We start from the raw sequence: 24690 nt of genomic DNA, 5'->3' as shown, positions 1-24690 counted from the left end.
CAGCCACTGGCTGCCCGTTTTGTCATGGTATGGCTGGCACTCAGAGAGGTGCATCGGCCGGGCTGGTCAGCTCGGCGCCATTGTCGATGCGCTTGTGCCCTTCCACCAGATGGACGAAATCCACCAGCTCGTCGCCGGAGACGCGAAACGCCTGACCGAAGCCCTTGACGAACAGACCCTGCTCGGGCTTGAGGCGAAACAGCACGAAATCCTTGAGATTGGAGAGACCGTGGACAATCTCGCCAAAGCGCCCTTCCAGCGCGCCGACTGCCTTCTCCCAGCGCACATCGTCGCGGGCCACTACTTCGGCCACCGCATCGAAGGTGAGGCGCTTGCGGGCAAACAGCTCGCGAGCACCGGTTTCATCCTCGATCAGCATCAGCGACACCCTGGGCACCTGCTGCAGGTTGCGGGCGTGACGGGCGATCTCGGAGATCAGCACATAGTAACCATCTTCCTGCAGCACGAAGGGGGCATAGCTGGCATTGGGATTGCCTTCGCTGTCGACCGTGGCCAGCTGCAGGGTGCGGCAGTGGTCGCGAAACTCGCGGATCTCCGGTTGCAGGCGGTTTTGCAGACGTTCCTGACGCTCACTCATGCTTTGACTTCCTCTTGAGACGGGTGGCGCAGGGCCATGAAACGGGTCACCTGATCCGCCAGCAGCTGGCGTTTATCGTCACGACCCAGGTAGATCTTGAAGATGCAGCAGCCACTCTCGGCGAAAAACTGGAACGAGTGCCCCTCCTTGCCCATGAACAGCTTGCTGACCAGCGCAATCCCCACCACCCTGTCGAGCTTGAGGTGGCCGTGCAGCTCGCCATCACGCCCCATCAGGTTGTAATAGCCGCGCGCATCCTTGCCCTTCGGGAAAGGCGCCTTGACCTCGAAGATGGAGCCTTCCGATTCGACTATGGTAGTCACCGGCCCCCAGTCGGCCAGATCCTCCAGCAGCCCCTGGGCACGCTCCGGTGGCAACAGGGTCACCAGCTCGGCTGGCAGATGGCGCACCACCTCCCACTCGCTGACGGCCAACTGGGCCGCCAATGTTGACGGATGAGCGCCGGGATCCTGTTCCAGCAGCGCATGAATGCGTTGTGCAATGCTCATGTTCTCTCCCTCTGCGAGGCCCGTTCGCCCCGCTATTCATCATGGCGGCTACTCTAATAAAGCACCAAAACCAATGCAATTGATAATTGCTATCATTATCAGTGCAATTTTATTGCGGCCTTGATATTCTCGGCGACACACCCGTTTCATTGATCCTTTTCGGAGGTTAGCATGGGCCGTCGTCTTGCCCTCGCACTCACCCTGTTGGGCTGCTCAGCCCTCCTTGCCCCTCTGGCGGTATCGGCTACTCCAACAGAACGTATCGTCAGCATAGGTCCGGCCACCACGGAACTCATCCTCGCGCTAGGCGGTGAACCCAGCCTGATCGCCACCGATGTCAGCAGTCCGCTGCCCAAGGGACTGCCAAGGGTGGGCTACCACCGCGCCCTCGCCGCCGAAGGGATCCTGAGCCTCTCCCCGACCCGGGTGGTCGGCAGTGACGAGATGGGCCCGGCCCCGACGCTGGATCAACTGCGCCGCGCCGGTGTCGAGGTGGACGTGTTGAAAACGGCCCCCACCCTGGCCAACCTCACCGAGCGCATCGACACCCTGGCCGCTCTGCTGGGGGATAAACAGGCCGGCACCAGACTCAAGGCCGAGATCCGGACCCAAACCGACAAGCTGGCGGCCCAGGCCAAACAGAACAAGCCGCTCAAGGTCGCCTTCCTGCTGCTGCACAAGGGACAACCCACCAGCATTGCGGGTGGAGATACCACCGCCAGCGCCCTCATCGAACTGGCGGGCGGCATCAACCCGGTCGCCAGCCTGCGCAACTACAAGCCCGTCTCTGCCGAATCCCTGATCGAAATGCAACCCGACCTGGTGCTGGTGAGCGGCCGCGACTGGCAGCAGTATGCCGATCCGGCCAGCGTGCTGGCAGAGGTGCCCGCCCTGGCGGCCACTCCGGCTGGCAAACGCAAGGCCATTCACGCCATCGACGGTCACGCCCTGCAAGGGGGGCTGAGCCTCAACTCACTGCAGCAGGCGAACCAGATCGCCCAGTGGATCAAGCAGGGATCATGATGCGCCTGCCCCTCCCCTGGTTGCTGGCCATCACTACGGCCTTGCTGGCCCTGCTGCTGCTCGGTTCTCTGGCAACCGGCCCCATGGCCCTCACCATGAGCGAGAGCATCAAGGCGCTGTTTGTCGGTCAGGAGAGCGGGATTGCAGCGCACAAGCTGCTGATTGTGCAGGAGATCCGTCTGCCCCGTACCCTGCTCTGCATCGCGGTGGGAGGCATACTCGGGCTCTGCGGCGCCGTGATGCAAGGGCTGTTTCGCAATCCGCTGGCCGACCCCGGCATCATAGGGGTCTCGGGCGGTGCGGCGCTTGGGGCTGCGCTTGCCATCGTGCTCCTGACTCCCCTCAGCCAGCAGTGGCAGGCCACTCTGGGGATCGGCCTGCTGCCCCTGCTTGCCTTTCTCGGCGGGGCGCTGACCACAACCCTGGTCTATCTGCTCGGCACCCGGGAGGGAGGCACCTCGGTCACCGTCATGCTGCTGGCCGGGGTCGCCATCACGGCGCTCTCCGGCGCCGTGATCGGCCTGCTCACCTATCTGGCCGACGACCAGATGCTGAGGGATTTGAGCCTGTGGCAGATGGGCACTTTGGCAGCGGGCAAACCGGCGGATGTGGCGCTGGCGCTGCTGACCCTGGCGACCCTGATCTGGCTCTTCCTGCGCGATGCCAACCCGCTCAACGCCCTGCTGCTTGGCGAAGGGGAAGCGCGCCACCTGGGGGTGGACGTGCAGGCGCTCAAGCGCCGCCTCATCCTGCTCACTGCCGCCGGCGTCGGCGTGGCGGTGGCTGTCTCCGGCATGATCGGCTTCGTCGGTCTGGTGGTGCCCCATCTGGTGCGGTTGATGGCGGGGCCCAATCACGTCAGGCTTCTGCCACTCTCGGCCCTGCTGGGGGCCGCCCTGCTGCTTGGCGCCGACATGCTGGCCCGCACCCTGCTGGCTCCGGCCGAATTGCCGGTGGGCATCATCACGGCCCTCCTGGGCGCCCCCTTCTTCATCTGGTTGCTGATCAAGGGCCGTCGCGCCCTCTAAGACGGATTGCTATGGATCATCTTGTCCCCTCCCCCCTCCTGACCTGTCAGCAGCTTGGCCTGCGCCGCGGCCAGCGCCGGATCCTCGACAGGCTGGATCTGACCCTCGAGAGCGGTACCCTGACCGCCCTGCTCGGCCCCAACGGGGCGGGCAAGAGCACCCTGCTCAAGTGCCTGACCGGTGAACTGGAGCACGAAGGCAGCATCACTCTGTTTGGCCAGGATCGCAGGCTTTGGGACAGCAACCAACTGGCCCACCGGGTCGGCGTCTTGCCGCAGAGCTCGTCGCTCAACTTTCCGTTTCTGTGTGAAGAGGTGGTGGCCATGGGGCGACTGCCCCACAGCGAACCGGCCAAACGGCGCGACGAGATAGTGCTGGCCGCCATGACCCACGCCGGGGTAGAACACCTGGCCAAACGGCTCTATCCAGGCCTATCCGGCGGCGAGCGGCAGCGGGTGCAGTTTGCCCGGGTGCTGGCCCAGATCTGGCAAGCCCCAGACGAGGTGCAGCAGCCGCGCCTGTTGCTGCTGGATGAGCCTACCTCGGCCCTCGATCTGAAATACCAACACCAGTTGCTGACCATGGCCCGCGCCCTGGCGAGCCGCAACACCGCCGTGCTGGTGGTGCTGCACGATCTCAATCTGGCGGCCCGCTACGCCGATCGGCTGGTGATGCTGGAACAAGGAAAATTGATGGCGGACGGGACACCGGCCGAGGTGCTGACCCCGGCGCTGATTGCCCGCCTCTACGACTATCCGGCCCAGGTGATCCACCACCCCGACAGCGGTCTGCCCATGGTGCTTTGAAGGCTGGCCACCAAGCCAGCTTCCCTCTACTGGGTCCCGGATTGCGTCGGGATTCGTCGCTGTGCTCATCGGCAGCGAGATATCCATCAAGGTTCAACAAACGCTGTGAATGCTTTCACACTTTTGCCAGACAAGGGGTTTTAGTTCTCAAGCGAGCACTATAACGGCGCGGCCTTGAAAAGGCTTAACCCATTGATGCTACGGAACAATTATAATGAAGAACAAACACAGAACCCTGCTGGCCGCGGCTATCGCCCTCGGGCTGCTCGCCGGCTGCAACAGCGACAACGACTCCAAGGCCCCCGATCCCATGGTCCGTTTTGCCACTTTCAATCTCTCGTTCGACCGTACAGCTCCCGGCATGCTGGCCGGCGAACTGGCCCTGACCCGCACGGCCCAGGATGCACTGCTGGCCCGCTACCAGGAGGGTGACACCAGCCTGAGCGAGGCGGAGAAGACCACCGCCAAGAACGTGCAGCAGATCCGCAATATCGCCGAGATAGTCCAGCGCACCCGCCCCGACGTCTTCCTGCTCAACGAGTTCGACAACGACGGCAAGGGCGAGAGCACGGCAGCCCTCAATGCCTTTAATGACAACTACCTGGCTCACGCCCAGCATTCCGACGTCACCGCCATCAGCTATCCGGTACGCCAGAGTTTTGCCACCAATACCGGCCTGATGAGCGGCTTTGACCTCAATCAGGATGGCAAGGTCAACACGGGGCCGGACGATGCCTGGGGCTTTGGCAACTACCACGGCCAGTACGCCTTCGCAGTCATGTCGAAATATCCGGTCGACACCAAACAGATCCGCACCTTCCAGACCTTCAAGTGGAAGGACATGCCCAGTGAAACCAACCCCGTTATCGATGACTGCAGCAACCCCAAGGCCCCGATCCCGGCCAGCCGCCAGTGTGGCGATGCCTGGTATGACGACGCGGCCTGGCAGCAGTTCCCGCTCTCGTCCAAGAACCACGCCGATGTGCCGGTGCGGATCAAGACGCCGCAGGGGGAAGAGGTGGTTCACTTCCTCATCTCCCACCCGACACCGCCTATTTTCGGCAATGCGGCGCGCCACAACGTCAAGCACAACCGGGCCGAAATCGCCTTCTGGAATGACTACGTCAACGGCCTCGACTACATGACGGATGACAAGGGCACCAAGGGTGGGCTGGCCAAAGATGCCAAGTTCGTCATCGCCGGGGATCTCAACGCCGATCCGCTCACCGGTGACGGCGATCTGAGCGCCATCAAGGCGCTGCTGGACAATGCGCGGATGAATCAGGCCGTCACCAATGGCTCGCTGATCCCGGTCAGCGAAGGGGGCCCGGAGTGCCTGGCCAGCGGCACCGACTGCAAGCGCAACAACAATCGCCCCTCGCCGGAGCGCATCACCAGCAGTAGCGGGTTGCAGCTGGATCACGTCATCCCCTCCGCCAACCTGGAGGTCGCAAGTAGCGGTGTGTTCTGGCCGGCAAGCTTCGAGGCCGGTTACCACCTGGTTTACGACGCCAAGCTTGGCATTGCGAAAGGGGTGAGTTCGGATCACCGCCTGGTGTGGGTCGATCTCAAGCTCGACTGATCCTGACGCATCAACCGAGGGGGCTTTGGCCCCCTCATCATTTCTCCGGCCAAAGTCGGGAAGATCACAAAACCACGCCACCAATCGGGCTAGAATAGGCCCCCCTGTCGCCTGCCCCTGCCGTGGCGGGCGATCCTCCCGTGCCTTCATTCATCGAGGACTTGTTTCATGGAACTGCTTCTTCTTAGCAACGGTAAAGCCAACGAATTTCCGGGCCTGCTCGGCTGGGCCCGCGAGCGGGTGCAGAGCCTGCTCGCCCGCAAGCAGGTCAAGCGTATCCTGCTCATTCCCTATGCGGTGATCCGCAGCGACTGGGATGAACGCGCCCGGGATCTCGGTGACAGCCTGGGAGTCGAGGCCATCAGCATCCATCACTTCGACGATCCGGTGGCCGCCATCAACCAGGCCGAGGCCATCTTCATCAGCGGTGGCAACACCTGGCGTTTGAACCAGCAACTGCACGAGCAGGGGCTGGTCGTGCCAATCCAGCGCGCCGTGCGCGAGCGTGGCGTCCCCTATGTGGGCTGGAGCGCCGGCTGCAACGTGGCCACCCCGAGCATCCGCACCACCAACGACATGCCGGTGTGCAACGCCGCCGTGCTGCCCGCGCTCGGCCTGTTTCCGCTACAGATCAACCCCCACTACCTGGACGCCAGCATCAGCGGCCACATGGGGGAGACCCGCGACGAACGCCTCGCCGAGTTCTGCGCCATCAACCCGAGCGAATACGTGGTGGCCCTGCGCGAAGCGAGCCTGCTACAGGTGAGCGGCGACACCCTGGAGTACTGGAGTGCCCGCGAGCAGGACTTCAAGATCTTCAAGCACGGTCAGGAACCGCAAGCCTTTATGGATGCAACCCCGCTGGCCGAGCTGACCCCGTTCAGGGTGCGCTAGAAGCCCACACTGCCAGTCACAAAAACAGAGAGGGATGGCCCAAGGCCATCCCTCTTTTTCATTCTGCCCAACACCACCGACAGCAGCCTACTCCCCCTGCAGGGTCACCAGGATCTTGCGGGCGCCACCGTCAACGCGATGCTCGCCGAGCCAGATCCCCTGCCAGGTGCCGAGGGCCAGCCGGCCGTCACGCACCGGCAGCAGCAGGCTCACTCCAAGCAGGGAGGATTTGATGTGGGCCGGCATGTCGTCCGGTCCCTCACAGGTGTGGCGATAGTAGGGGGCATCTTCCGGCGCCAGCCGGTGCAGGTGCGCCTCCATGTCGGCGCGTACGCTCGGATCGCAATTCTCGTTGAGGGTGAGTGACGCCGAGGTGTGCTGCAACAGCAGGTGCGCCATGCCAACTCGGTAATCGGCAAGCTCCGGCAGTTTGGCCACCAGCTCGTCGGTCACCAGATGAAAACCCCGGGAGCGGGGCTTCAGAGCCAGCAGGCGCTGCTGCCACATCAGACGTACTCCATAAAGACGCGGGAGGTGAGCTTGGTGATGAGCTCGTAAGGGATGGTGCCGATCTCTTCGGCCACCCGCTCCACCGGCAGCCCCTCACCCCACAGCACCGCCTCGTCCCCCGCCTTGTCGGTGGCGTCCGGGCCCAGATCCACCGTGCTCATGTCCATGGAGACCCGGCCCACCAGCGGCACGATGCGGCCATTGACCAGCACAGGCGTGCCGTTAGGGGCCATGCGTGGATAACCGTCACCGTAGCCGATGGCAATGACACCGAGGCGGGTATCGCGATCCGCCACCCAATTGGCGCCATAACCCACCGGCTCACCCGCCTTGTGATCGCGCACTGCGATGAGTTGAGTGCGCAGGGTCATCACGGGTTTCAGGTCGTAATCCGCCGCCACCGTATCGGGGAACGGCGAGACGCCGTAGAGGATGACGCCAGGGCGCACCCAGTCGCAGTGGGAGTCAGGCCAGGCCAGGATGCCCGCCGAGTTGGCCATGGCGCGCTCGCCCAAAAGCTGCGCGGTCAGCTTGCTGAACAGATCGATCTGCTCACGGGTGGTGGGTTGTTCCAGCTCATCGGAGCGACTGAAGTGGGTCATGATGTTGAACGGTTGCACCACATTCTTGCACTTGCCGAGGCGCTCGATAAAGGCGGGCATCTCCTCGGCCCGTACCCCGAGCCGGTGCATGCCGGTGTCGAGCTTGAGCCAGGCTACCACGGGGGCGGGCAGCTCGGCTTGCTCCAGCGCCTCGAGCTGTTCCCAGGTGTGCACCGCGGTCTGCAGGTTGTTGGCCGCCAGCACCGGCAGATCGGCGGCGCTGAAGAAGCCCTCCAGCAGCACGATGGGCTTGACCACGGCGCAGGAACGCAGCATCAGGGCCTCTTCAATGCGGGCCACCGCATAGGCATCCGCATCCACCAGAGTGCGGGCGACCGGCAGCAGGCCGTGGCCATAGGCGTTGGCCTTGACCACCGCAATGATCTTGCATTCGGGGGCGTGGCGTTTGACCACGGCGAGGTTGTGGCGCAGGGCCGCTGTATCGATTTGGGCAATTGCCGCTTTCATCTGTTTTCCCTTACGAGGGCATGATAACGCGCCAACGCGTCAGGCACCGGGTGGTGTCAGCCCTCAAATGTCATCGTCTAAGGCCGGACCGGCAGAATTGTCGAACCGGGAAAACTGTTTCTGGAGGCAGGGTTGGCCTTCTTGCGAGCACCTTCCCCGTCAAGATCGCAATGGTGACTCCAGAGTTGGCGTCACCCTGCGGATTGTTCATCAGTAGTCATCATCAAACGCCGGGCCCGCGTAGTTGTCGAACCGCGAGAACTGGCCTTGGAAGGTGAGCCGCACTCTTCCTATCGGGCCGTTACGCTGCTTGCCGATGATGATCTCGGCGATCCCCTTGTCGGGGCTGTCGTCGTGATAGACCTCGTCGCGGTAGATGAACATGATCAAGTCCGCATCCTGCTCGATGGAGCCCGATTCACGAAGATCCGAGTTGACCGGGCGCTTGTCGGCCCGCTGTTCCAGGCTTCGGTTGAGCTGGGAGAGCGCCACTACCGGGCACTGCAGCTCTTTCGCCAACGCCTTGAGAGAGCGGGAGATTTCACCGATCTCCAACGTACGGTTGTCGGAGAGGCTGGGCACCCGCATCAGCTGCAGGTAGTCCACCATGATCATGCTGATGCCGCCGTTGTCCCGCGCCACCCGACGGGCACGGGAGCGCACTTCGGTCGGGGTCAGGCCGGAGGAGTCGTCGATATACATCTTGCCCTTCTCGAGCAGCAGCCCCATGGTCGAGGAGAGACGGGCCCAGTCCTCGTCGTCGAGCTGACCGGTCCGCACCTTGGTCTGGTCGATGCGCCCCACCGAGGCGAGCATACGCATGATGATCTGCTCGGAGGGCATCTCGAGGGAGAAGATCAGTACCGGCTTGTCGGCGGTGAGGGCCGCGTGCTCGCACAGGTTCATGGCAAAGGTGGTCTTGCCCATGGAGGGACGGGCCGCGACGATGACCAGATCCGAGCGCTGCAGGCCGGCGGTCATCTTGTCCAGATCGTTGTAGCCGCTGGATACGCCGGTCACTCCGTTGTGCGGGGTCTTGAACAGCTCTTCAATCTTGTCGACGGTCTGCTCCAGGATGAGCTTGAGGGGCTGGGGCCCTTCGTTGGCGCTGGTGCGCTGCTCGGCAATCTGGAACACCTTGCTCTCGGCCAGATCCAGCAGATCGTTGGAGGTGCGCCCCTGGGGCTCGTAGCCCGCTTCGACTATCTCGTTGGCGACCGAGATCATCTCCCGCACCACGGCGCGCTCACGCACGATTTCGGCGTAGGCGTTGATGTTGGCGGCACTCGGAGTGTTCTTGGCGATCTCCACCAGATAGGCGAAGCCACCGGCCTCTTCGAGCTGTTCGGAGCGTTCCAGCTCCTCCTGCAAGGTGATGAGGTCGATGGGATTGCCCGCATTGGAGAGGCGGGTCATGGCCTGGAAAATCAGGCGGTGCGGACGGCTGTAGAAATCCTTGTCGATCACCCGCTCGGCAACCCGATCCCAGGCGTCGTTGTCCAGCATCAGGCCGCCCAGTACGGACTGTTCGGCCTCAAAGGAGTGGGGAGGTACTTTCAGCTGTTGTGTCTTGGCGTCTTTTTTCGCCGTCACTTGCTCTGCCATACACATAAAAACCGCAGCGGGAAGGGGACGGGAATTTTACAAAAGAAAGCCAGGCACGGCGAGCCCTATTCTGGCTAATTCACACCATCATGAAGGGCCAGACCAGGGTCTGCTCCCCCTTGCTGCTTCTGGTTTTGCTTCGCTGTTTGCGTTCCTTGCGACTCAATCGTCTGCTTTTCATGCTGCATGCTCCCATTCTTGACGCCCGATGCCAGGCAACTCGTTCATGAATAATTCATGCCAATCATGGTACATATCGGCCCAAGCTGCGACACATTTAGGGACAGGCAGCCTGCCATGCGTCTTGCTGAGCTAGCCAATGCGGAGCATGCCCCACCCACAGACGAGAGTGAAAAGAGTCAAAATGAAAAAGATGCTGACCCTGTTTGCCGTGATCCTGGCCATTGGCCTGGGGGCACCTCATGCCGAGGCCAAGAAGTTTGGCGGCAGCAAATCCTTTGGTAAAAGTTACAAAACTGCGCCGGCCCAGCCTGCGGCCAAACCGGTCGACAACAAGAATCCGACACTGAACGCCCAGACTCCACCGAAGAAGAGCGGCATGATGGGGGGTCTGCTGGGTGGCCTGCTGGCCGGCGGTCTGTTTGCCTACCTGCTGGGCAGCGGTGCCTTTGAAGGCATGCAGGGCATGGACTTCCTGCTGATTGCCCTGCTGGCCTTGGGGGCCGTTTTCCTGATCCGCGCCCTGCGCAAAGGCAAGATGGCGGCGCCACAGCAGCAACAAGCGGCCTACGCTGGATATCAGGCTCAGCAGGCGGCCCCGCAGCAGTTCGAGCAGAGCCACAGCGCGCCGCAAGCCACCGGCTTTGCCGACAGCGATGTGCCATTCCGCCTGCCACCCGGCTTTGACATGAACGGCTTCCTTGCCGGTGCCCGCGACCACTACCGCACCCTGCAAGAGGCCTGGAACAAGAACGATCTGGAGAAGATCCGCGAGTACGTGAGCCCGGAGCTGTTCGAGCAGCTCAAGGCCGAGCGTGCCGAGCTGACCGGTGAGCAGCACACCGAGGTGATGTATGTGGATACCCAGCTGGTGCGTGCCGACTACGGCAGCGACTGGGCCCAGGTGAGCGTACGCTTCAGCGGCCGCTACATGGATCGCCAGGAGCAGGTCGAGGAAGACATCAAAGAGGTGTGGCACCTGGAGCGCGATCTGGCCAAGAACAATGCCCCCTGGCATATCGTCGGTATCGAGCAGCTGTAAGCCGTCATTGGCTTCAGCGCAAACCGGCATCAAGAGGCGACCCTGGGGTCGCCTTTTTTATTGCTCTCTGTCCCTCGGGACGCGGCCTGACACGAAAGGCGCAGACCCTACCATAACAAAGGGCAGCCACTGGCTGCCCTTTGTGCGTAACGGCGATGACTCTGCCTCGGGATTGACGTCGATCAGTTGCAACCGTCGGTAGAGGTGGAGTTCAGGTAGCTCACCTCACCGGCAGGCTGATAGTCAGCCACATTGATGGTCTTCTTGATCTCGATATACTCCTTCAGCACGGCCGCATCCACCAGCCCGGCATTGATGGTGTCGATCTTGGGATAGCCATCGCCACCGGCGGCGCTGAAGCTCGGAATGGCGAAGCTGTAAATCGCCGCCGGATCGAACGCCTTGCCACCAATGCTGGTGATGTTCACGCTCTTGGCCTGGCAATCCACCGCCATGTTGATGCCGCCAAACTGGGCATAACCGCCGGTATTGCGAGTCTTGGTGGCAACCTGTCCCAGGTAGCTGGCCAGCTCACTGCCATTCATGACGGCCTTGTTGACCGTGTTGCCGAACGGGTGCACCAGCAGCACGCTGCGATAGGTGATATCGCCGGCCGGGATGCTGTCCCGAACGCCGCCGGAGTTGACGATACCGAAGTCGGTGGCCAGCTTGCCGGAGGTGGCGGTCGTGATCAGGCGCCCCAGATTGGTCTGCATGTTGCGCACGCTGGCGCGATCGCCGACCAGCAGGCCATCGCTGGAGCCGATCACCACGCTCAGCTCCTGCTGACCTTTCTCCTGATAGCCGAGCAGGGTGTTGTAGAGTTCAGGATCCTTGGTGATCTCGTCCTGAACGAACTGCATCTTGGCCGGATCCTTGGTGGCGGCGCCGGTCGCGTCGATGGGATCACCCTTGGCATTGCGCTTGACGAGGTTGACCGGGATCAGCTCATAGCTGGTGAGGGTCAGCTTGCCATTCTGGTAGTCAAACTGGGCACGACCCACATACTTGCCCCACTCGTGGGCCTGCATGATCCAGGTACCGTTCTGCTGATCCGGCAGGCAGTCATCACCCGGTTTGAAGTCGACATACTTGTTCGCCGTCCCCGGCTCCATGCAGACCGGGTTCTGGGAGTGGCCACCGATGATGGCGTCCAGGGTGCCTGCCGGCAGGGCGCGGGCCATCTCCACATCACCCGGGGCATTGCTGCCATGCTGGCCATCGGCATAGTGGCCCATGTGGGTGATGGCGAAGACCAGGTTGGCCTCATTTTTGTCACGGATCTGCTTGCCCAGTTGGGCCGCTTCGGTGGTGGGATCGCGAAACTCCAGGGTCTTCACGTTGTTGGGGTCGACCAGCTGGGCGGTGTCTTCCGTGGTCAGGCCGATCACCGCGACCTTGAGGCCGTTATCCAGCCTGAATACCTTGTAGGGGTCGAAGTAGTGCTTGCCGCTGGCCTTGTCGTAGATGTTGGCCGACAGCATGGGGAACCGGGCCCACTCACGCTGCTTCTCCAGCACATCGAGGGGGTTGTCGAACTCGTGGTTGCCCACCGCCATGGCGTCGTAGCGAATGCTGTTCATCGCGACGAAATCGGGCTCGGCATCCTGCAGATCCGACTCGGGCACCCCTGTGTTGACGTCACCCCCGGAGAGCACCAGCACCTCGCTGCCGGCGGCCCTGGCTTCGGCGCGCAGCCGCTCGACCAGGGTCTTCTGGGCCGCCATGCCATATTCGTTCTCGGTGTTGTGCCAGAAACGGCCATGGGTGTCGTTGGTGTGCAAAACAGTCAGCTTGCAGACATTTTCAGTGCAGGGGGCAACGGTGTCATTGCCAGAGGAATTACAGCCAGTCAGGGCAGCCAGCACGGCCAGCGCCACGGTGCCCCTGATGAAGTTCTTATTCATATCCATATCACCTTGATTATGTTGTTATTTATGACCCGATCCGGCGGGTCGGGCGCCAATATAACAAACAACAGATGACGATTTTTCATCAATGACTCACAAAATGCGTTAATTGTGATCCTTGGCTCAACATCCGGATTTCCACCGTTTTTTCGTCTCTTTTTATGAGTGGTCGCGCAAAATTCGGCACCGGGGGATGGCAAGCCGCTTCTTGCCACACCTTTGTGGCATACTCTCCCACCCCATCGGAGCCCGAGGAGAGAGTAGATGGCCAAATACGACAAGATTTCCCCAGAAACCCAGCAGGAGGCGATGAAGATTGCCCGCGCCAACCAGAAGCCGGGGCAGACCAAGGAGCAGACCCAGCTGATCGCCCAGGGGATCCAGAAGGGCATAGATGAATACAAAAAGCAGATGAAGGCGCGAGCCCGCGAAGCCAATCGCCAGAAGAAGCAGCAGGCCAAAGCCAGACAACAGCAGAGTGAAAACCAGCTCGATGAACAGGACGAGTCGCTTGAACTGGTGGAAGTGACTCGCCAGCATCCCCTGCCCTGGGCGTTGCTGGTACTAAGCTGGCTGGGCTTCGCCGCGGCCTGGCTCTGGCTGCGCTGACCCCGGCGCTGCAAACCTTTGCCTGGGATCTTCTTCACAGCCCTGGCCCATATGGCTGGTCATCGCCGCCCCGGGCTGATTAAATCCCGCCACTCGTTTTCAGGACATCTGCTATGAACCCGGCTCCGCTCTACCTGCTCGCCCCCTTCGTGCTGTTTCTCGTCACCATGCTGCTCTATCGCATCTCGCCACTACGGGCGGTGGCCAGCGGCAATGTGCGCTGGTTTATTCTGCCCGCCTTCACCCTGTTCATCCTGCTCATCGTGATCAATGGCGCGGCCGATCCGACCCTGCGCAATCCAGCCTTCCACTGGTTGATGCCAGGTTTGGGATTTGCGCTCAGCCTGTTCCCGGCCCTGCCCAAGGCGCTGGTGCCCCGGCTCGCCATCAAGGAAGGCGCCTTCGCCGCTCTGGGCCTGATGTTGATGAGCCTGGCCATGGTCTACTGACAGACCGGCTGTGGCGATATGACCCGAGGGGCGCTCTGTGACGGGCGCCCCTTGTACAAACAATGGCCGACAGGCATCTTGGTGACAGGATCGCCAGCAAGGAGGCCGAATGGACAATCCGCCCGATTTCATGGCGCTGTGGGATTATCAGGATCCCGCCGCCAGTGCCCTGCGTTTTCATGCTCTGCTGCCCGAGGCGCGCGCCGCCGCCGACCTGCAGTACGAGCTGGAGCTGCTCACCCAGATAGCCCGCACCCATTCGCTGCAACGCCAGTTTGCCGAGGCGCACCAGCTGCTCGACGAGATAGAACCCCGCCTCACCGATGCCACCCCGCGCGCCCGTCTTCGCGTCCTGCTGGAGCGCGGCCGCACCTTCAACTCCGCCGGCGACAAGGCCAGTGCCAGGACGCTGTTTGAACAGGCCTGGCAACAGGGGCTGAAACACAAGGAGCTCTATCTGGCCATCGATGCGGCCCACATGGTGGCCATCGCCGCCCCGCTGGAGGAGCAGAGCCGCTGGCATCAGCTCGCGATGGAGCTTGCCGAGCGCAGCCAGGATGAGCGGGTGCGCGGCTGGCTCGCCCCCCTCTACAACAATCAGGGCTGGACCCTGTTTGAACTGGGCCGCCTGGAAGAGGCTCGCCAGTGTCAGCAAAAATGCCTGGCCTGGCACGAGCAGCATAACAACCCGGCCAAGGCTTTTATCGCCCGCTGGAGCCTGGCCCGCCTGAGCCGGGCCCAGGGGCTGCACGAGCAGGCGCAGGCCGAGCTCACGCAGTTGCAGGCCGACATGGCTGCCACTGGCGCCCCCGAGGATGGCTATGTATTCGAAGAGCTGGGGGAGAATGCGCTGGCGCTGGACGACCCGGCGGCGGCCGAATATTTCGCCCGCGCCTGGTTTTTACTGTCGCGCGATGAGTGGTTCAAGCGCCAGGAGGGGGAGCGGCTCGCCCGTCTCAAGCGGCTCGCCAAGCTTTGACAACGCAGGGGCGGCCTGGCGCCGCCCCTGCGTCAGGCGAGATTGGCCTCTTCCCACCCCTGCTTCTTGCGATAGATGGTCGAGGGGCTGATCTCGAGCAGGGCGGCGGCCTTGGGAATGTTGCCGTCACAACTGGCGATGGCCTGTTCTATCACCTCTTTTTCCACCAGCCAGAGCGGGCGGATCGGCCCATGGGCAGGTCGCTCCGGCGCGCTGGCCACAGCAGGCTGGGCCACAGGGGCCGCACCATTAAGGGAACGTCCGCCATTGAGCGGGGGCGGCAAAATATCCTGGCTCACCTGATCCTTGTCGTTCAGCACCACTATGTTGCGCACCACGTTCTGCAGCTCGCGCACGTTGCCGGGCCAGGGGTAATCGAGCAGCACCCGCGCCGCCTGGGCATCGAAATCCTTGAAGCGCTTGTTCTCTTCCTTGGCGTAGCTCTGCAGCAGGCTGCGAGCCAGCAGCAGGATATCCTCCCCCCGCTCGCGCAGCGGTGGCAGGTAGAGGGGGATGACGTGCAACCGGTAGTAGAGATCCTCGCGAAAACGCCCCGCCTTCACCTCCACCAGCGGATCCCGGTTGGTGGCGCAGACGAAGCGCACATCCACCGTCTCCAGCTTGCTGCTGCCGACGCGCTGCAGGGTGCCGGTCTGGATGAAACGCAAGAGCTTGCTCTGCAGGTCAAGATCCATCTCGCAGAGCTCGTCCAGAAACAGGGTGCCGCCGTCCGCAAGACTCGCCGCCCCCTTGCGATCTCCCTGGGCGCCGGTGAAGGAGCCCTTCACGTGGCCGAAGATCTCGCTCTCCATCAGATCGTGGGGGATAGCGGCACAGTTGAGTGCAATGAAGGGCTGATCGCGGCGAGGGCTGCACTGGTGAATAGCCTCGGCACACACCTCCTTGCCGGTACCGCTCTCTCCTGTGATGAACACGGTGGCCTTGCTCGGGGCCGCACTCTCTATGATGCGATAGACAGCCTGCATCGGCATGGAGGCACCGATGAAGCCGGCGAAGGAGTGACGCTCGAAGTTTTCCCGGTACTGGGCCACCAGCGAGCTCAGTTGCTGGTGTTTCAGGGCGTTGCGCGCCGTGGCGCACAGCCGCTTGCTGTCAAAAGGTTTAGTCAGGAAGTCAAAGGCGCCGAGGCGCATCGCCTCTACCGCCACGTCCACCGAACCGTGGGCGGTGATCACCACCACGGCGCAGGGCAGCTGCTGTTCGGTGATCTGCTGCAGAATGTCCATGCCGGACATGTCCGGCAGCTCCAGATCGAGCAGCACCACGGGCGGGGGGCTCGCCATCAGCTGGTCCAGCGCCTGCTGGCCACAATCGGCCAACAGTACCTCATAACCATCCTGACGCAGGTACTGCTCATAGACGACCGCCAGACTCCGGGTATCTTCCACCAACAGCACACGCGGTTTGTTTTCAGCCACAGGATTCATCCTTGTCATTGATTGTGCGCTTTTATTTTGCAACCTTTCTCGGGCAAACCCAAGGTGACACCCCTCCAGTTATCCCGCGGATCCCGAAGAGACACAAGAAAAAACGGCTCCCTAAGGAGCCGTTTTTGCACAAGATGAACTTACTTTTTAGCGTCGTCAGCTGCTGCCGGCTTCTCGATATCCAGCAGTTCAACGTCAAACACCAGCACGGCATTGGCCGGGATGGTGCCTGCACCGTGCTCGCCATAGGCCAGCTTGGACGGCAGGAAGAACTTGAACTTGGAGCCAACAGGCATCAGTTGTACCCCTTCGGTCCAGCCCGGGATCACCTGGTTCAGCGGGAAGGTCGCCGGCTCGCCACGATCGACGGAGCTGTCAAACTTGGTGCCATCGGTCAGGGTGCCGGTGTAGTGCACCTTGACGATATCGGTGGCCTTCGGCTTGGCGCCTGTGCCCATCTTCTCGACCTGATACTGCAGGCCGGATTCGGTGGTCTTCACACCCTCTTTCTTGGCGTTGTCAGCCAGGAAGGCTTCGCCCTTCTTCAGGTTCTCAACGGCATCTTTCTCGGTCTTGGCCTTGGTCAGCTCGTTGATCTTGGCGTCGTACTGCTGCAGGACCTTCTGGATCTCTTCATCAGTCATCTTGGCGTCTTTGCCCAGACCGTCAGTCACCCCTTTCAGGATCACGGCGTTGTCCAGCTTGATGCCGAGCTCTTGTTGACGCTCCAGGGTGTTGGCGATGTAACGCCCCATGGAGAGGCCAATCGCATAACCGGATTGCTCTTCAAAGCTCTTGGCTTCAGCCTTGGTCGCCTCTGCAGGCTTGCTGGCCTCTGCCTTCACCTCGGCGGTATTGGCCGCCGGCTTCTCGTCTTGGCAAGCAGTCAGACTCACGGCAACCGCCGCAGCCAACAGGGACACCTTCAGAAATTTATTCATCAGTTTCTCCAAACTTCAAATACCGCTCTCGGTTCCATCGTGAAATGAGAGGTTTATCGTGACAAGCGCCTTATACTAACGCCGTGATTGCAGGTAACAACAGCGTGAGACCGCAAAAATGTTAAAAAGTGCTATTTATCTGGTAAGCCTCTGCTTGATGCTGACTGGCTGCGAGCAAAGCGCCCGGCCAGACCAGCAAATTACCCTCGCCAGCACAGGCCTGCTGACCGCCGATCTCTCCAGCGATGGCAAGCAAGCCATCGTCTCCAGCTTGAGTCAGGGTATCGTGGTATGGGACCTTGAGCAAAACCGCCAACGCTGGCGCTGGACGCAATCAGACGCACCGGACAACCTGGTGTTCATCACCCGTTTTGCCGAAGGCAATAACCACGCCGTCACCGCAACGTCAAATACCTTCGCCATCTGGGCGCTCCAGAATGGGCATTCGCAAGGCTACTACTCCCTTCCTGAATCCAGGCTGAGGGACATCGCCCTGTCGGCAGATGGCCGTCAGGTGCTGATCGGTCGGGAAGATGGCAAGGCGGAGGTGGTCGACACCCAGAGCGGGCGCCGCCTGCAATTCCTGGGGCATACCGAGCAGATCAATACGGTGGATCTCTCCGCCAATGGCCGCTATGCCCTGACCGGTGGCAACGACTACAGCGCCTATCTGTGGGATACCCAGAGTGGCCAGGTAGTGTGGCGTTTCAACCACGGCGGCCGGGTGGTGATGGCCAGACTGGAGCCCAGCGGCCGCTACGCCTTCACCGCCGACAGCCGTCAGGCCAGCATCTGGGATCTGAAAACAGGTAAAGAGGTGAGCCGGCTGCAGTTTGATCACCGCTTCGAGGTTTACAGCAGCGCTCGCTTCGCCAACGACGGCAAATGGCTCATCACTGGAGCCCCGTCCCGTCAGCTCTCCCTGTGGCGGGTGAGCGATGGTACCTTGCTGCAGAGCTGGCGCGTCGCCCCCTACCCCAAGGCAAAACCGCCCAGCGCTGTGGTCTACGGCGTGGCTTTGCGCGACAATAGCCACCTTGTCAGCGCCAGCTCCAGTGGTCTGGCCGAAATCTGGACAATCAAGTAAGGACCCGAAGGCCCATGAGTCAGCAAGTAAACGATCGCATCGAAACCCTGGAAACCCGTCTTGCCTATGCGGAATACACCATAGAGCTGCTCAACGACGAGGTCACCACCCAGGGGCGCGAGCTGGATCGGCTCAAGCATCAGATCCAGCTGCTGGTGGACAAGCTCAAGAGCGTGCAGCCGAGCCAGATTGCCAGCATGTCCGAAGAGACGCCTCCCCCTCACTACTGATCCGGTGACGCCAGCCACCAGTTCATAAAAAAACCCGCGCCAGGCGCGGGTTTTTTTATCTCGGGTCGAGCCCGGATCAGTGGTGATGGCCCTTGCCACCGCAACCGCCGCCACCGCAGCAGCCGCCGTGACCGTGGTCGTCACCGTGATCATGGCCGTGGTCGTGACCGTGGCCGGCACCGCCGCAGCAACCGCCATGGCCATGCTCTTCTTCATGATGGTGATGGCCACCACCACAGCAGCCACCGTGATCGTGGTCATGATCATGACCATGATCGTGGCCGCAACCACCAGCACCGTGAACGTGACCGTGAGCCAGCTCTTCGGCGGTGGCGGCACGCACGTCTTTGATCTCGACCTTGAAGCCCAGAGTCACGCCAGCCAGGGGATGGTTGCCATCCACCTTGACGAAGGACTCGGACACTTCAACCACGGTCACCGGGCGGTGGCCGTCATCGGTCTCGGCCACAAAAGTATCCCCTTCGGAGACTTCCATACCGTCGAACAGCTCGCCCGGCACTTCCTGCACCAGAGACTCGTCATATTCGCCGTAGGCCTGGCTCGGGGTCAGGGTCACTTCGAAGGCGTCACCTACCGCGCGACCTTCCAGCTCGGCTTCGAGGCCGGAAACCAGATAGCGGGTACCGTGCAGATACACCAGCGGCTCTTTGCCGACAGTGCTGTCGATGACTTCACCGTGCTCGTCGGTGACTGTGTATTCCAGCGTAACCACGCTCAGAGGAGCTACTTTCATGTCAGGATCCTGCGGATAGAAAAAAACGGGCTCAGAATACCCTAAAAAGCGGGCCACGCCTATGGCGGACCCTGCCAGCGGGTGTTGAAAAAAGCGACAACGGGATCGAAGTGACGCTCCTCACCCAATCCCGTTACCCCGTCAGGGGCGGAATACCCCGATCACCTCTTCGGCCTCCCGGGTCATCTCATCGACCTCGGCCGGCGTCTGCACCTGGGTATCGCCGCAGGAGACGCAGGTCACCTTCTCGACTCCATGCTCCAGATACAGCATCATGTTGTCCATCTTGCCGCACGCTGGGCAGACTGCACCGGCAATGAAGCGCTTTTTACGTCTGGTTTCCATTTTTGTTACCTCCGGGCAGCATCATATCAGGGTTTTTACATGCATCACGCCATCGAGTACCACCATTTTTCCAGCCAGGGCCTGCAAGCCGGTCATCGCAAACGTACCCCGGTCGGGCAGCTGTTGCGGGTGACCAGAGGAGCCGCGCTGCTAAGACTCGGTCAGCATGAGCTGTTGCTCCCGGCCGGCCGCTGTTTCTGGCTCTGTGCCGATGCTCTGGCCGCCTTCAGCCCGCTGGCGGATTGCGATTACGACCTGCTGAGCGTCTCCCTGCGAGCGCCGCAACCCGGGCAGGCCGGCTGGCTGCAAGCCTCGCCGCTGCTCGATGCCCTGCTCGATTCGCTGGCTCAATGGCAGCGGCCACAGGATTGGCAGGGGGCCTATGGCCACCGGCTGCAGGTCATTCTCGATGAGGTGCAACAGTGCCCCATCAGTCAGCAGGGGAATGAAACCCTGCAAGCGGACTGGCAGGCCATCGCCAGCGGTCATCCCGATGCGCTGCAAAAGTGGGCCGAGCGGGCCGATGCGCCAGTCCCGGGCGATGCCCTGCAACAGCAGTGGCAACTGCTGCAGGCCCTCAGACTGCTCAAGGGGGGCAGCAAGGCAGCCCAGGTTGCCGGAAAACTGGGCTATCCCGATGAAGCGACGCTGCAACAGGCTTGTCAGCGCTGGGGCGTGACACCGGGCGAGGGGCAATAAGCGCCCTCCCCCACCAGCGAAGAAAAACGGCCAGGCGAGTCCAGTTTTTTAGCCGCCGGTCGTTAACAAGAGAGGACCATCTCCCCTCTTATCCTTTATGCTGGAACCATAAGTGACGGCCAACGTTTCGACCAACAGGACATCTGCCATGACGAGCAAAGCCAATCAATCCCAGGGCATGTTGCTGTTTCATCTCTCAGCCAACCAATCCTTCGCCATCGGCACCCTCAAGGTAAAGGAGATAGTGCCTTATACCCAGCTGACCGCGCTGCCCCAGTCCCACCCGACCGTGCTGGGAGCAGCCAATATGCGTGGCACTACCATTCCGGTGATCGACATGGCCATGGCGGTGGGGTATCGCCCCATCCAGCGCGAAGAGATGCAACACTGCTTCATCATCATCACCGACTGTCGCCGCACCCTGGTGGGCTTTCTGGTGCGCGGCATCGACAAGATCACCGAGTGCAACTGGCGCGATATCGCCCCGCCGCCTGCAGCCCTCGGTCACAACGTCTTCGTGACCGGGGTAACCCGGGTCAACGGCCAGCTGATCCAGCTGCTGGACGTGGAGCTGATCCTGTCACGGGTCTACCCTGACGATCCCAGCCACCTCTATCCGGTGCTGACCGACGTGCAGCGGGAGCGGATCAAGCCGATGCGGATCCTGCTGGTGGATGACTCCTCCGTCGCCCGCCGCCAGCTGATGGCGGCACTCGATTACATCAATATCCCCTACGAAGTCTGCACCAACGGCAAGGATGCGCTGACCCTGATGCAGGAGAGAGCTGGCCAGCAGACCCCCATCGATATCCTGGTAAGCGATATCGAGATGCCGGGGCTCGATGGTTATGAGCTGGCCTTCGAGGTGCAGAGCGACAGCAAGCTGGCGGGCGCCTACATCATCCTGCACACCTCCCTCTCCAGCGAGATCAGTGTGGAGCGAGCCCATCAGGTGGGGGCTCACGAAGCGCTGACCAAGTTCGAGGCCAACGAGCTGATCCAGGCCATGCTGCGCGGTGCCGAGCACCACGACCGCCTGCAGCACTGACCCCAGAGGCGGGGAGGACACTTCCCGCCGTTACAACCGGAACCGGCAGACCCATGTTGACCGAGAGTTACTTTCAGGCCCCCTGGTGGGCCTGCAACCCCCATCTGCAAACCATATTGCCAAAGTGGCTGCGCCGGACCCCGGCCCGCTTCGTGGCCGAGCGGTTTGAACTGACGGACGGGGATTTCGTCGACCTCGCATGGAACGGGGAAATTGCCCAGGATGCCCAGCCGCTGGTGGTGGTGTTCCATGGCCTGGAGGGAAGCATTCACTCCCACTACGCCAAGGGATTGTTTGGCCACCTGCAGCAGGAAGGGAGAGAGGCGGTGCTGATGCACTTTCGGGGTTGCAGCGGCGAGCCCAATCGCCACCTGCAGGCCTATCACTCGGGGGCCATCGGCGATGCGCTGGAAGTGATTGCCGAGCTGAGCCGACGCTTTCCGGGCAAACCCTTGATTGCCATCGGCTTTTCGCTGGGTGGCAACATGCTGGTCAATCTGCTGGCTCGCGCCTGTCCGGCGGCACTGACAGCGGCCGTGGTAATTTCGGCCCCCTTGCAGCTGGAAAGCTGTGCCAACCGGGTCAACCAGGGTTTCTCCAAGGTCTATCAGAACTATCTGCTGCGCACCATGCGCCGCAACCTGTTAAACAAGATCCACCAGCAACAGAAAGCGGGCGAGCGCTGGCAACCACAGCAGGTGCGAAGCATTGCCACCCTGCGCGACTTTGACGAGCAGGTCACCGCCCCGCTCCATGGTTTCACCAACGCCGGCCACTACTACCAGAGCTGCTCCGGTCTGCCCCTGCTGCGACAGATCCCGATCCCGACGCTGATCATCCACGCCGCCGACGATCCCTTCATGTCGCAAGCGGTGATCCCGCGCCCCGAACAGCTCAACCCCATGGTGCGCTATGAGCTCAGCCAGCGTGGCGGCCATGTGGGATTCCTGCACGGCACGCCCTGGCGACCCAGATTCTGGCTGGATGAGCGGATCAGCCGCTGGATAACCGAGCAAGCCCAGGCGGCCACACCAAACTGACCCCTTTTGCATTTGCCCGGTTGCACATTCCGAGCCATCGCCAGGTGACGCTTTAGCACCCGCTAGAGTACCCGTAAGGCGTAAAAAGAAGTTGCACTCGGGCAAGCGGGCATAACAATGACCCGACAGCCCTTTTTTTGTTGTGAGACTTACCGATGATCATCCCCTGGCAAGAGCTGGATAGCGAAACCCTGACCAATCTCATCGAACATTTCGTACTGCAGGAAGGCACCGAATATGGCGAGCAGGATGTGCCCCTCGCCCGCAAGGTCGAGACCGTCAAAGCCCAGTTGCAGCAAGGCTCCGCCGTCATCGTCTACAGCGAGTTGCACGAGTCGGTCAACATAGTGCCCAAGGATCGCTTCATCGAGTCGGCTTGACCGGGCACGAAGCCTGCCTTTATAACGGAACTCCCAAGGAAGAGAGCATTCTATGTCGGCCAAGCATCCCATTATTGCGGTTACCGGTTCGTCCGGAGCCGGCACCTCCACCTCCACCATCGCCTTTCGTTCCATGTTTCATCAACTGGGTTACAACGCGGCCGTGGTGGAGGGGGACAGTTTTCATCGCTACACCCGACCGGAGATGGATGTGGCGATCCGCAAGGCGCGCGAACAGGGGCGCCATATCAGCTATTTCGGCCCGGAAGCCAACGACTTCGGCCTGCTGGAGTCGTTTTTCCAGGAGTACGGCCAGCAAGGCAGCGGCCAGTATCGTCGTTATCTGCACAGCTTCGACGAGGCGGTCCCCTTCAACCAGATGCCGGGTACCTTCACCCCCTGGCAGCATCTGCCGAGCGAGACCGATCTGTTGTTTTATGAGGGGTTGCACGGCGGCGTGGTCACCGACGAGCACAACGTGGCCCGCCACGTGGACCTGCTCATCGGCGTGGTGCCCATCGTCAACCTGGAGTGGATCCAGAAGCTCATCCGCGACACTTCGGAGCGCGGGCACTCCCGCGAGGCGGTGACCGACTCCATCGTCCGTTCCATGGATGACTACATCAACTTCATCACCCCCCAGTTCTCACGCACCCACATCAACTTCCAGCGGGTGCCGACGGTGGACACCTCCAACCCCTTCAGTGCCAAGGTGATCCCGAGTCTGGACGAGAGTATGCTGGTGATACGGTTTCGCGGCATCAAGCAGGTGGATTTCCCCTACCTGCTGTCGATGATCGATGGCTCTTTCATGTCACGCATGAATACCATCGTCGTACCGGGCGGCAAGATGGGTTTTGCGATGGAGCTGATCCTGCGTCCCCTCATCCAGCAACTGATCGAAACCGGCAAGATCACCTGAGCCAAGGAGTTTATGATGCGGTTAGCGTTTATCTCTGTGGGATTGGCGGCCCTGCTGGGTGGCTGCAGCACGGGTCCGGCTGCGCCGACCGTCGAGGCGGGCACCATGGTGGTTCGGCCGGCCAGTGACTGGTCATTCGGCGCGACACCGCGCTACGCCCTGGCCGAACAGTTCCAGTTTGCCGGGGCCCATGCCGAAGGGTGGCTAGATCCCCTGCAGCAGGCGGTCAGCCAGCAGCTCAATGGCAAAGGGTGGCAGAGCGTGCCCCTCGATGAGGCGGATCTCTGGGTTGCCATCGGCGTCGCGGGTGAAAAAGATGTCAGCGATGGCCAGATCTTCGCACGCCTTGGCATGACGCCGGGATTGCAGACCAAGGCCGGTGAGCGCAAAGGCACCTTGGCCATCGTACTGCTCGATCGGCGCACCCAGCAGGCGGTCTGGAGCAGCGCCATCTCCCTGGCCAGCGATGTCGCCATTGCCGATAGCCAGCGCCAGCAACTGAGCCAGCAGTTGGCCGCCGAACTGCTCTCCTCGGTGCCCGGCCACTGACCCGGGTTCGGCACAGATGCAAAAGGGCGGCTTGTCTCTGGCAAGCCGCCCTTTTTTGACCCCGATATCACCACGACATCGGCAACAGACTCAGGTCATGGAGCGAGACCTTATGCTTACTGCAGGGTGCAGGTCAGCTGGGTGACATTCTTCTGTACCAACGTGGCCTGTTTGTCCTGCTTCATGAAAGTGGTCACACTGTCCGAGTATTTCTCGCCTGATTGTGACTCCACCCGATCCAGCTTGTAATAGAGCCCACCATAGGGGAATTGCACCATGTCAGCCTGGGGATCATAGGTGACGGCCAGCATCACCTCCCCGCACTGGTACTGGCTGTACTGGTACTGGGTAGGTTGCGGGCTGCTGCACGCCGCCAGACCCAACAGAGGAAGCAGAACGATCATTTTTTTCATTGCACTTTCCTTATGTCGTGGCGTTATCAACGAAACAACG

28 protein-coding genes are annotated in these 24690 nt (G+C 61.7%); 17 read left to right on the top strand and 11 right to left on the bottom strand.

What is annotated here, in order from left to right:
• Positions 1–40: 40 nt before the first annotated feature.
• Together hutZ and hutX are read right to left on the bottom strand one after the other, a co-directional pair.
• Complete coding sequence (hutZ, locus tag MRK42_RS04765) at positions 41–598, bottom strand: heme utilization protein HutZ (protein WP_042070236.1); 558 nt, start codon at positions 596–598, stop codon at positions 41–43.
• Entirely contained in the window at positions 595–1107 is a 513-nt protein-coding gene (gene hutX, locus MRK42_RS04760) for a heme utilization cystosolic carrier protein HutX (RefSeq protein ID WP_354688913.1), read from the bottom strand. Before hutX ends, hutZ begins: the two co-directional genes overlap by 4 nt.
• A 171-nt stretch (positions 1108–1278) precedes the next feature.
• Here hutX and MRK42_RS04755 point away from each other — a divergent pair, with 171 nt between their 5' ends.
• From MRK42_RS04755 to pepE, 5 genes are all read left to right on the top strand, one after another.
• Entirely contained in the window at positions 1279–2130 is an 852-nt protein-coding gene (locus tag MRK42_RS04755) for an ABC transporter substrate-binding protein (protein ID WP_338611837.1), read from the top strand.
• Entirely contained in the window at positions 2127–3158 is a 1032-nt protein-coding gene (locus MRK42_RS04750; RefSeq protein ID WP_061475649.1) for an iron ABC transporter permease, read from the top strand. The genes MRK42_RS04755 and MRK42_RS04750 overlap by 4 nt, the downstream gene beginning before the upstream one ends.
• 11 nt (positions 3159–3169) lie before the next feature.
• On the top strand, positions 3170–3964 hold the full coding sequence (locus tag MRK42_RS04745; RefSeq protein ID WP_338611836.1) for a heme ABC transporter ATP-binding protein: 795 nt from the start codon (positions 3170–3172) through the stop codon (positions 3962–3964).
• Between the two features lie 214 nt (positions 3965–4178).
• Entirely contained in the window at positions 4179–5546 is a 1368-nt protein-coding gene (locus MRK42_RS04740; protein WP_338611835.1) for an endonuclease/exonuclease/phosphatase family protein, read from the top strand.
• 168 nt (positions 5547–5714) lie between these two features.
• Positions 5715–6440, top strand: coding sequence for a dipeptidase PepE (pepE, locus tag MRK42_RS04735; protein ID WP_216992941.1), 726 nt, complete (start codon positions 5715–5717; stop codon positions 6438–6440).
• Positions 6441–6527: 87 nt separating this feature from the next.
• Here pepE and MRK42_RS04730 read toward each other — a convergent pair whose 3' ends face one another.
• The 3 genes from MRK42_RS04730 to dnaB all read right to left on the bottom strand — a co-directional run bounded on the left by MRK42_RS04730 (position 6528) and on the right by dnaB (position 9625).
• Positions 6528–6947, bottom strand: coding sequence for a secondary thiamine-phosphate synthase enzyme YjbQ (locus tag MRK42_RS04730; RefSeq protein WP_338611834.1), 420 nt, complete (start codon positions 6945–6947; stop codon positions 6528–6530).
• A complete protein-coding gene (gene alr / locus MRK42_RS04725) occupies positions 6947–8020 on the bottom strand; it encodes an alanine racemase (RefSeq protein WP_338611833.1) in 1074 nt (357 codons plus the stop codon). Before alr ends, MRK42_RS04730 begins: the two co-directional genes overlap by 1 nt.
• 210 nt (positions 8021–8230) lie before the next feature.
• Positions 8231–9625, bottom strand: a complete 1395-nt coding sequence (dnaB, locus tag MRK42_RS04720) for a replicative DNA helicase (protein ID WP_041210543.1) — start codon at positions 9623–9625, stop codon at positions 8231–8233.
• A gap of 364 nt (positions 9626–9989) precedes the next feature.
• On the opposite strand from dnaB, the gene MRK42_RS04715 reads away from it, so the two are divergent.
• Positions 9990–10847, top strand: coding sequence for a Tim44-like domain-containing protein (locus tag MRK42_RS04715; protein WP_338611832.1), 858 nt, complete (start codon positions 9990–9992; stop codon positions 10845–10847).
• 182 nt (positions 10848–11029) lie between these two features.
• Here the strand turns inward: MRK42_RS04715 and ushA are convergent, their stop codons facing one another.
• Entirely contained in the window at positions 11030–12754 is a 1725-nt protein-coding gene (gene ushA / locus MRK42_RS04710) for a bifunctional UDP-sugar hydrolase/5'-nucleotidase UshA (RefSeq protein ID WP_338611831.1), read from the bottom strand.
• Positions 12755–13021: 267 nt separating this feature from the next.
• Here ushA and MRK42_RS04705 point away from each other — a divergent pair, with 267 nt between their 5' ends.
• The 3 genes from MRK42_RS04705 to MRK42_RS04695 all read left to right on the top strand — a co-directional run bounded on the left by MRK42_RS04705 (position 13022) and on the right by MRK42_RS04695 (position 14794).
• Complete coding sequence (locus MRK42_RS04705) at positions 13022–13366, top strand: DUF2956 domain-containing protein (RefSeq protein ID WP_026457697.1); 345 nt, start codon at positions 13022–13024, stop codon at positions 13364–13366.
• A 113-nt stretch (positions 13367–13479) separates the two neighbouring features.
• Positions 13480–13815, top strand: a complete 336-nt coding sequence (locus MRK42_RS04700) for a hypothetical protein (RefSeq protein WP_042027187.1) — start codon at positions 13480–13482, stop codon at positions 13813–13815.
• A 109-nt stretch (positions 13816–13924) separates the two neighbouring features.
• Positions 13925–14794, top strand: coding sequence for a tetratricopeptide repeat protein (locus MRK42_RS04695; protein WP_338611830.1), 870 nt, complete (start codon positions 13925–13927; stop codon positions 14792–14794).
• Positions 14795–14826: 32 nt separating this feature from the next.
• On the opposite strand, the gene MRK42_RS04690 is transcribed toward MRK42_RS04695, so the two are convergent.
• Complete coding sequence (locus tag MRK42_RS04690; RefSeq protein ID WP_201940524.1) at positions 14827–16233, bottom strand: sigma-54 dependent transcriptional regulator; 1407 nt, start codon at positions 16231–16233, stop codon at positions 14827–14829.
• 149 nt (positions 16234–16382) lie between these two features.
• Positions 16383–17183: an FKBP-type peptidyl-prolyl cis-trans isomerase gene (gene fkpA / locus MRK42_RS04685; RefSeq protein WP_338611829.1), complete on the bottom strand. Its 801-nt coding sequence runs from the start codon at positions 17181–17183 to the stop codon at positions 16383–16385.
• 118 nt (positions 17184–17301) lie between these two features.
• Here fkpA and MRK42_RS04680 point away from each other — a divergent pair, with 118 nt between their 5' ends.
• Both MRK42_RS04680 and MRK42_RS04675 read left to right on the top strand, forming a co-directional pair.
• The gene (locus MRK42_RS04680) at positions 17302–18270 is read left to right on the top strand and encodes a PQQ-binding-like beta-propeller repeat protein (protein WP_042027196.1); all 969 of its coding nucleotides are present in this window, start codon (positions 17302–17304) and stop codon (positions 18268–18270) included.
• A 14-nt stretch (positions 18271–18284) separates the two neighbouring features.
• A complete protein-coding gene (locus tag MRK42_RS04675; RefSeq protein ID WP_042027198.1) occupies positions 18285–18500 on the top strand; it encodes a SlyX family protein in 216 nt (71 codons plus the stop codon).
• A 76-nt stretch (positions 18501–18576) separates the two neighbouring features.
• On the opposite strand, the gene slyD is transcribed toward MRK42_RS04675, so the two are convergent.
• A complete protein-coding gene (slyD, locus tag MRK42_RS04670) occupies positions 18577–19254 on the bottom strand; it encodes a peptidylprolyl isomerase (RefSeq protein WP_061475664.1) in 678 nt (225 codons plus the stop codon).
• A 141-nt stretch (positions 19255–19395) separates the two neighbouring features.
• Positions 19396–19599 carry a YheV family putative zinc ribbon protein gene (locus MRK42_RS04665; protein ID WP_201983293.1) on the bottom strand — a complete coding sequence of 68 codons (204 nt, stop codon included), beginning with the start codon at positions 19597–19599 and terminating at the stop codon, positions 19396–19398.
• Between the two features lie 39 nt (positions 19600–19638).
• Between MRK42_RS04665 and MRK42_RS04660 the strand changes: the two genes are divergently transcribed.
• The 6 genes from MRK42_RS04660 to MRK42_RS04635 all read left to right on the top strand — a co-directional run bounded on the left by MRK42_RS04660 (position 19639) and on the right by MRK42_RS04635 (position 24237).
• Positions 19639–20298 (top strand): hypothetical protein, encoded by a 660-nt coding sequence (locus MRK42_RS04660; RefSeq protein WP_042072720.1) that lies wholly within the window; start codon positions 19639–19641, stop codon positions 20296–20298.
• A gap of 148 nt (positions 20299–20446) precedes the next feature.
• Entirely contained in the window at positions 20447–21346 is a 900-nt protein-coding gene (locus MRK42_RS04655; protein WP_201940527.1) for a chemotaxis protein, read from the top strand.
• Positions 21347–21399: 53 nt separating this feature from the next.
• Positions 21400–22386: a hydrolase gene (locus tag MRK42_RS04650; protein ID WP_354688912.1), complete on the top strand. Its 987-nt coding sequence runs from the start codon at positions 21400–21402 to the stop codon at positions 22384–22386.
• Between the two features lie 155 nt (positions 22387–22541).
• Entirely contained in the window at positions 22542–22766 is a 225-nt protein-coding gene (locus tag MRK42_RS04645) for a YheU family protein (protein WP_042072725.1), read from the top strand.
• 52 nt (positions 22767–22818) lie between these two features.
• On the top strand, positions 22819–23688 hold the full coding sequence (locus tag MRK42_RS04640) for a phosphoribulokinase (protein WP_026456725.1): 870 nt from the start codon (positions 22819–22821) through the stop codon (positions 23686–23688).
• A gap of 15 nt (positions 23689–23703) precedes the next feature.
• Complete coding sequence (locus tag MRK42_RS04635) at positions 23704–24237, top strand: DUF4136 domain-containing protein (RefSeq protein ID WP_042072727.1); 534 nt, start codon at positions 23704–23706, stop codon at positions 24235–24237.
• 116 nt (positions 24238–24353) lie between these two features.
• On the opposite strand, the gene MRK42_RS04630 is transcribed toward MRK42_RS04635, so the two are convergent.
• A complete protein-coding gene (locus MRK42_RS04630) occupies positions 24354–24650 on the bottom strand; it encodes an MliC family protein (RefSeq protein ID WP_026456727.1) in 297 nt (98 codons plus the stop codon).
• Positions 24651–24690 lie beyond the last annotated feature (40 nt).

It is taken from the genome of Aeromonas sp. 19NY04SH05-1 (assembly GCF_040581895.1).
GTDB classification, from domain to species: Bacteria; Pseudomonadota; Gammaproteobacteria; order Enterobacterales; family Aeromonadaceae; genus Aeromonas; species Aeromonas enteropelogenes.
This window is presented reverse-complemented; position numbering and strand designations above follow the sequence as displayed.

Excerpts from the sequence above, each read along its gene's own strand:
- MRK42_RS04635 (WP_042072727.1), top strand. The coding sequence starts at position 23,704 with ATGCGGTTAGCGTTTATCTCTGTGGGATTGGCGGCCCTGCTGGGTGGC.
- dnaB (WP_041210543.1), bottom strand. The coding sequence starts at position 9,625 with ATGGCAGAGCAAGTGACGGCGAAAAAAGACGCCAAGACACAACAGCTG.
- MRK42_RS04755 (WP_338611837.1), top strand. The coding sequence starts at position 1,279 with ATGGGCCGTCGTCTTGCCCTCGCACTCACCCTGTTGGGCTGCTCAGCC.
- alr (WP_338611833.1), bottom strand. The coding sequence starts at position 8,020 with ATGAAAGCGGCAATTGCCCAAATCGATACAGCGGCCCTGCGCCACAAC.
- MRK42_RS04680 (WP_042027196.1), top strand. The coding sequence starts at position 17,302 with ATGTTAAAAAGTGCTATTTATCTGGTAAGCCTCTGCTTGATGCTGACT.
- MRK42_RS04700 (WP_042027187.1), top strand. The coding sequence starts at position 13,480 with ATGAACCCGGCTCCGCTCTACCTGCTCGCCCCCTTCGTGCTGTTTCTC.
- MRK42_RS04695 (WP_338611830.1), top strand. The coding sequence starts at position 13,925 with ATGGACAATCCGCCCGATTTCATGGCGCTGTGGGATTATCAGGATCCC.
- ushA (WP_338611831.1), bottom strand. The coding sequence starts at position 12,754 with ATGAATAAGAACTTCATCAGGGGCACCGTGGCGCTGGCCGTGCTGGCT.
- MRK42_RS04660 (WP_042072720.1), top strand. The coding sequence starts at position 19,639 with ATGCATCACGCCATCGAGTACCACCATTTTTCCAGCCAGGGCCTGCAA.
- MRK42_RS04705 (WP_026457697.1), top strand. The coding sequence starts at position 13,022 with ATGGCCAAATACGACAAGATTTCCCCAGAAACCCAGCAGGAGGCGATG.
- pepE (WP_216992941.1), top strand. The coding sequence starts at position 5,715 with ATGGAACTGCTTCTTCTTAGCAACGGTAAAGCCAACGAATTTCCGGGC.
- MRK42_RS04645 (WP_042072725.1), top strand. The coding sequence starts at position 22,542 with ATGATCATCCCCTGGCAAGAGCTGGATAGCGAAACCCTGACCAATCTC.
- MRK42_RS04745 (WP_338611836.1), top strand. The coding sequence starts at position 3,170 with ATGGATCATCTTGTCCCCTCCCCCCTCCTGACCTGTCAGCAGCTTGGC.
- MRK42_RS04675 (WP_042027198.1), top strand. The coding sequence starts at position 18,285 with ATGAGTCAGCAAGTAAACGATCGCATCGAAACCCTGGAAACCCGTCTT.
- slyD (WP_061475664.1), bottom strand. The coding sequence starts at position 19,254 with ATGAAAGTAGCTCCTCTGAGCGTGGTTACGCTGGAATACACAGTCACC.
- MRK42_RS04630 (WP_026456727.1), bottom strand. The coding sequence starts at position 24,650 with ATGAAAAAAATGATCGTTCTGCTTCCTCTGTTGGGTCTGGCGGCGTGC.
- MRK42_RS04740 (WP_338611835.1), top strand. The coding sequence starts at position 4,179 with ATGAAGAACAAACACAGAACCCTGCTGGCCGCGGCTATCGCCCTCGGG.
- MRK42_RS04640 (WP_026456725.1), top strand. The coding sequence starts at position 22,819 with ATGTCGGCCAAGCATCCCATTATTGCGGTTACCGGTTCGTCCGGAGCC.
- MRK42_RS04715 (WP_338611832.1), top strand. The coding sequence starts at position 9,990 with ATGAAAAAGATGCTGACCCTGTTTGCCGTGATCCTGGCCATTGGCCTG.
- MRK42_RS04730 (WP_338611834.1), bottom strand. The coding sequence starts at position 6,947 with ATGTGGCAGCAGCGCCTGCTGGCTCTGAAGCCCCGCTCCCGGGGTTTT.
- hutX (WP_354688913.1), bottom strand. The coding sequence starts at position 1,107 with ATGAGCATTGCACAACGCATTCATGCGCTGCTGGAACAGGATCCCGGC.
- MRK42_RS04750 (WP_061475649.1), top strand. The coding sequence starts at position 2,127 with ATGATGCGCCTGCCCCTCCCCTGGTTGCTGGCCATCACTACGGCCTTG.
- hutZ (WP_042070236.1), bottom strand. The coding sequence starts at position 598 with ATGAGTGAGCGTCAGGAACGTCTGCAAAACCGCCTGCAACCGGAGATC.
- MRK42_RS04665 (WP_201983293.1), bottom strand. The coding sequence starts at position 19,599 with ATGGAAACCAGACGTAAAAAGCGCTTCATTGCCGGTGCAGTCTGCCCA.
- fkpA (WP_338611829.1), bottom strand. The coding sequence starts at position 17,183 with ATGAATAAATTTCTGAAGGTGTCCCTGTTGGCTGCGGCGGTTGCCGTG.
- MRK42_RS04655 (WP_201940527.1), top strand. The coding sequence starts at position 20,447 with ATGACGAGCAAAGCCAATCAATCCCAGGGCATGTTGCTGTTTCATCTC.
- MRK42_RS04650 (WP_354688912.1), top strand. The coding sequence starts at position 21,400 with ATGTTGACCGAGAGTTACTTTCAGGCCCCCTGGTGGGCCTGCAACCCC.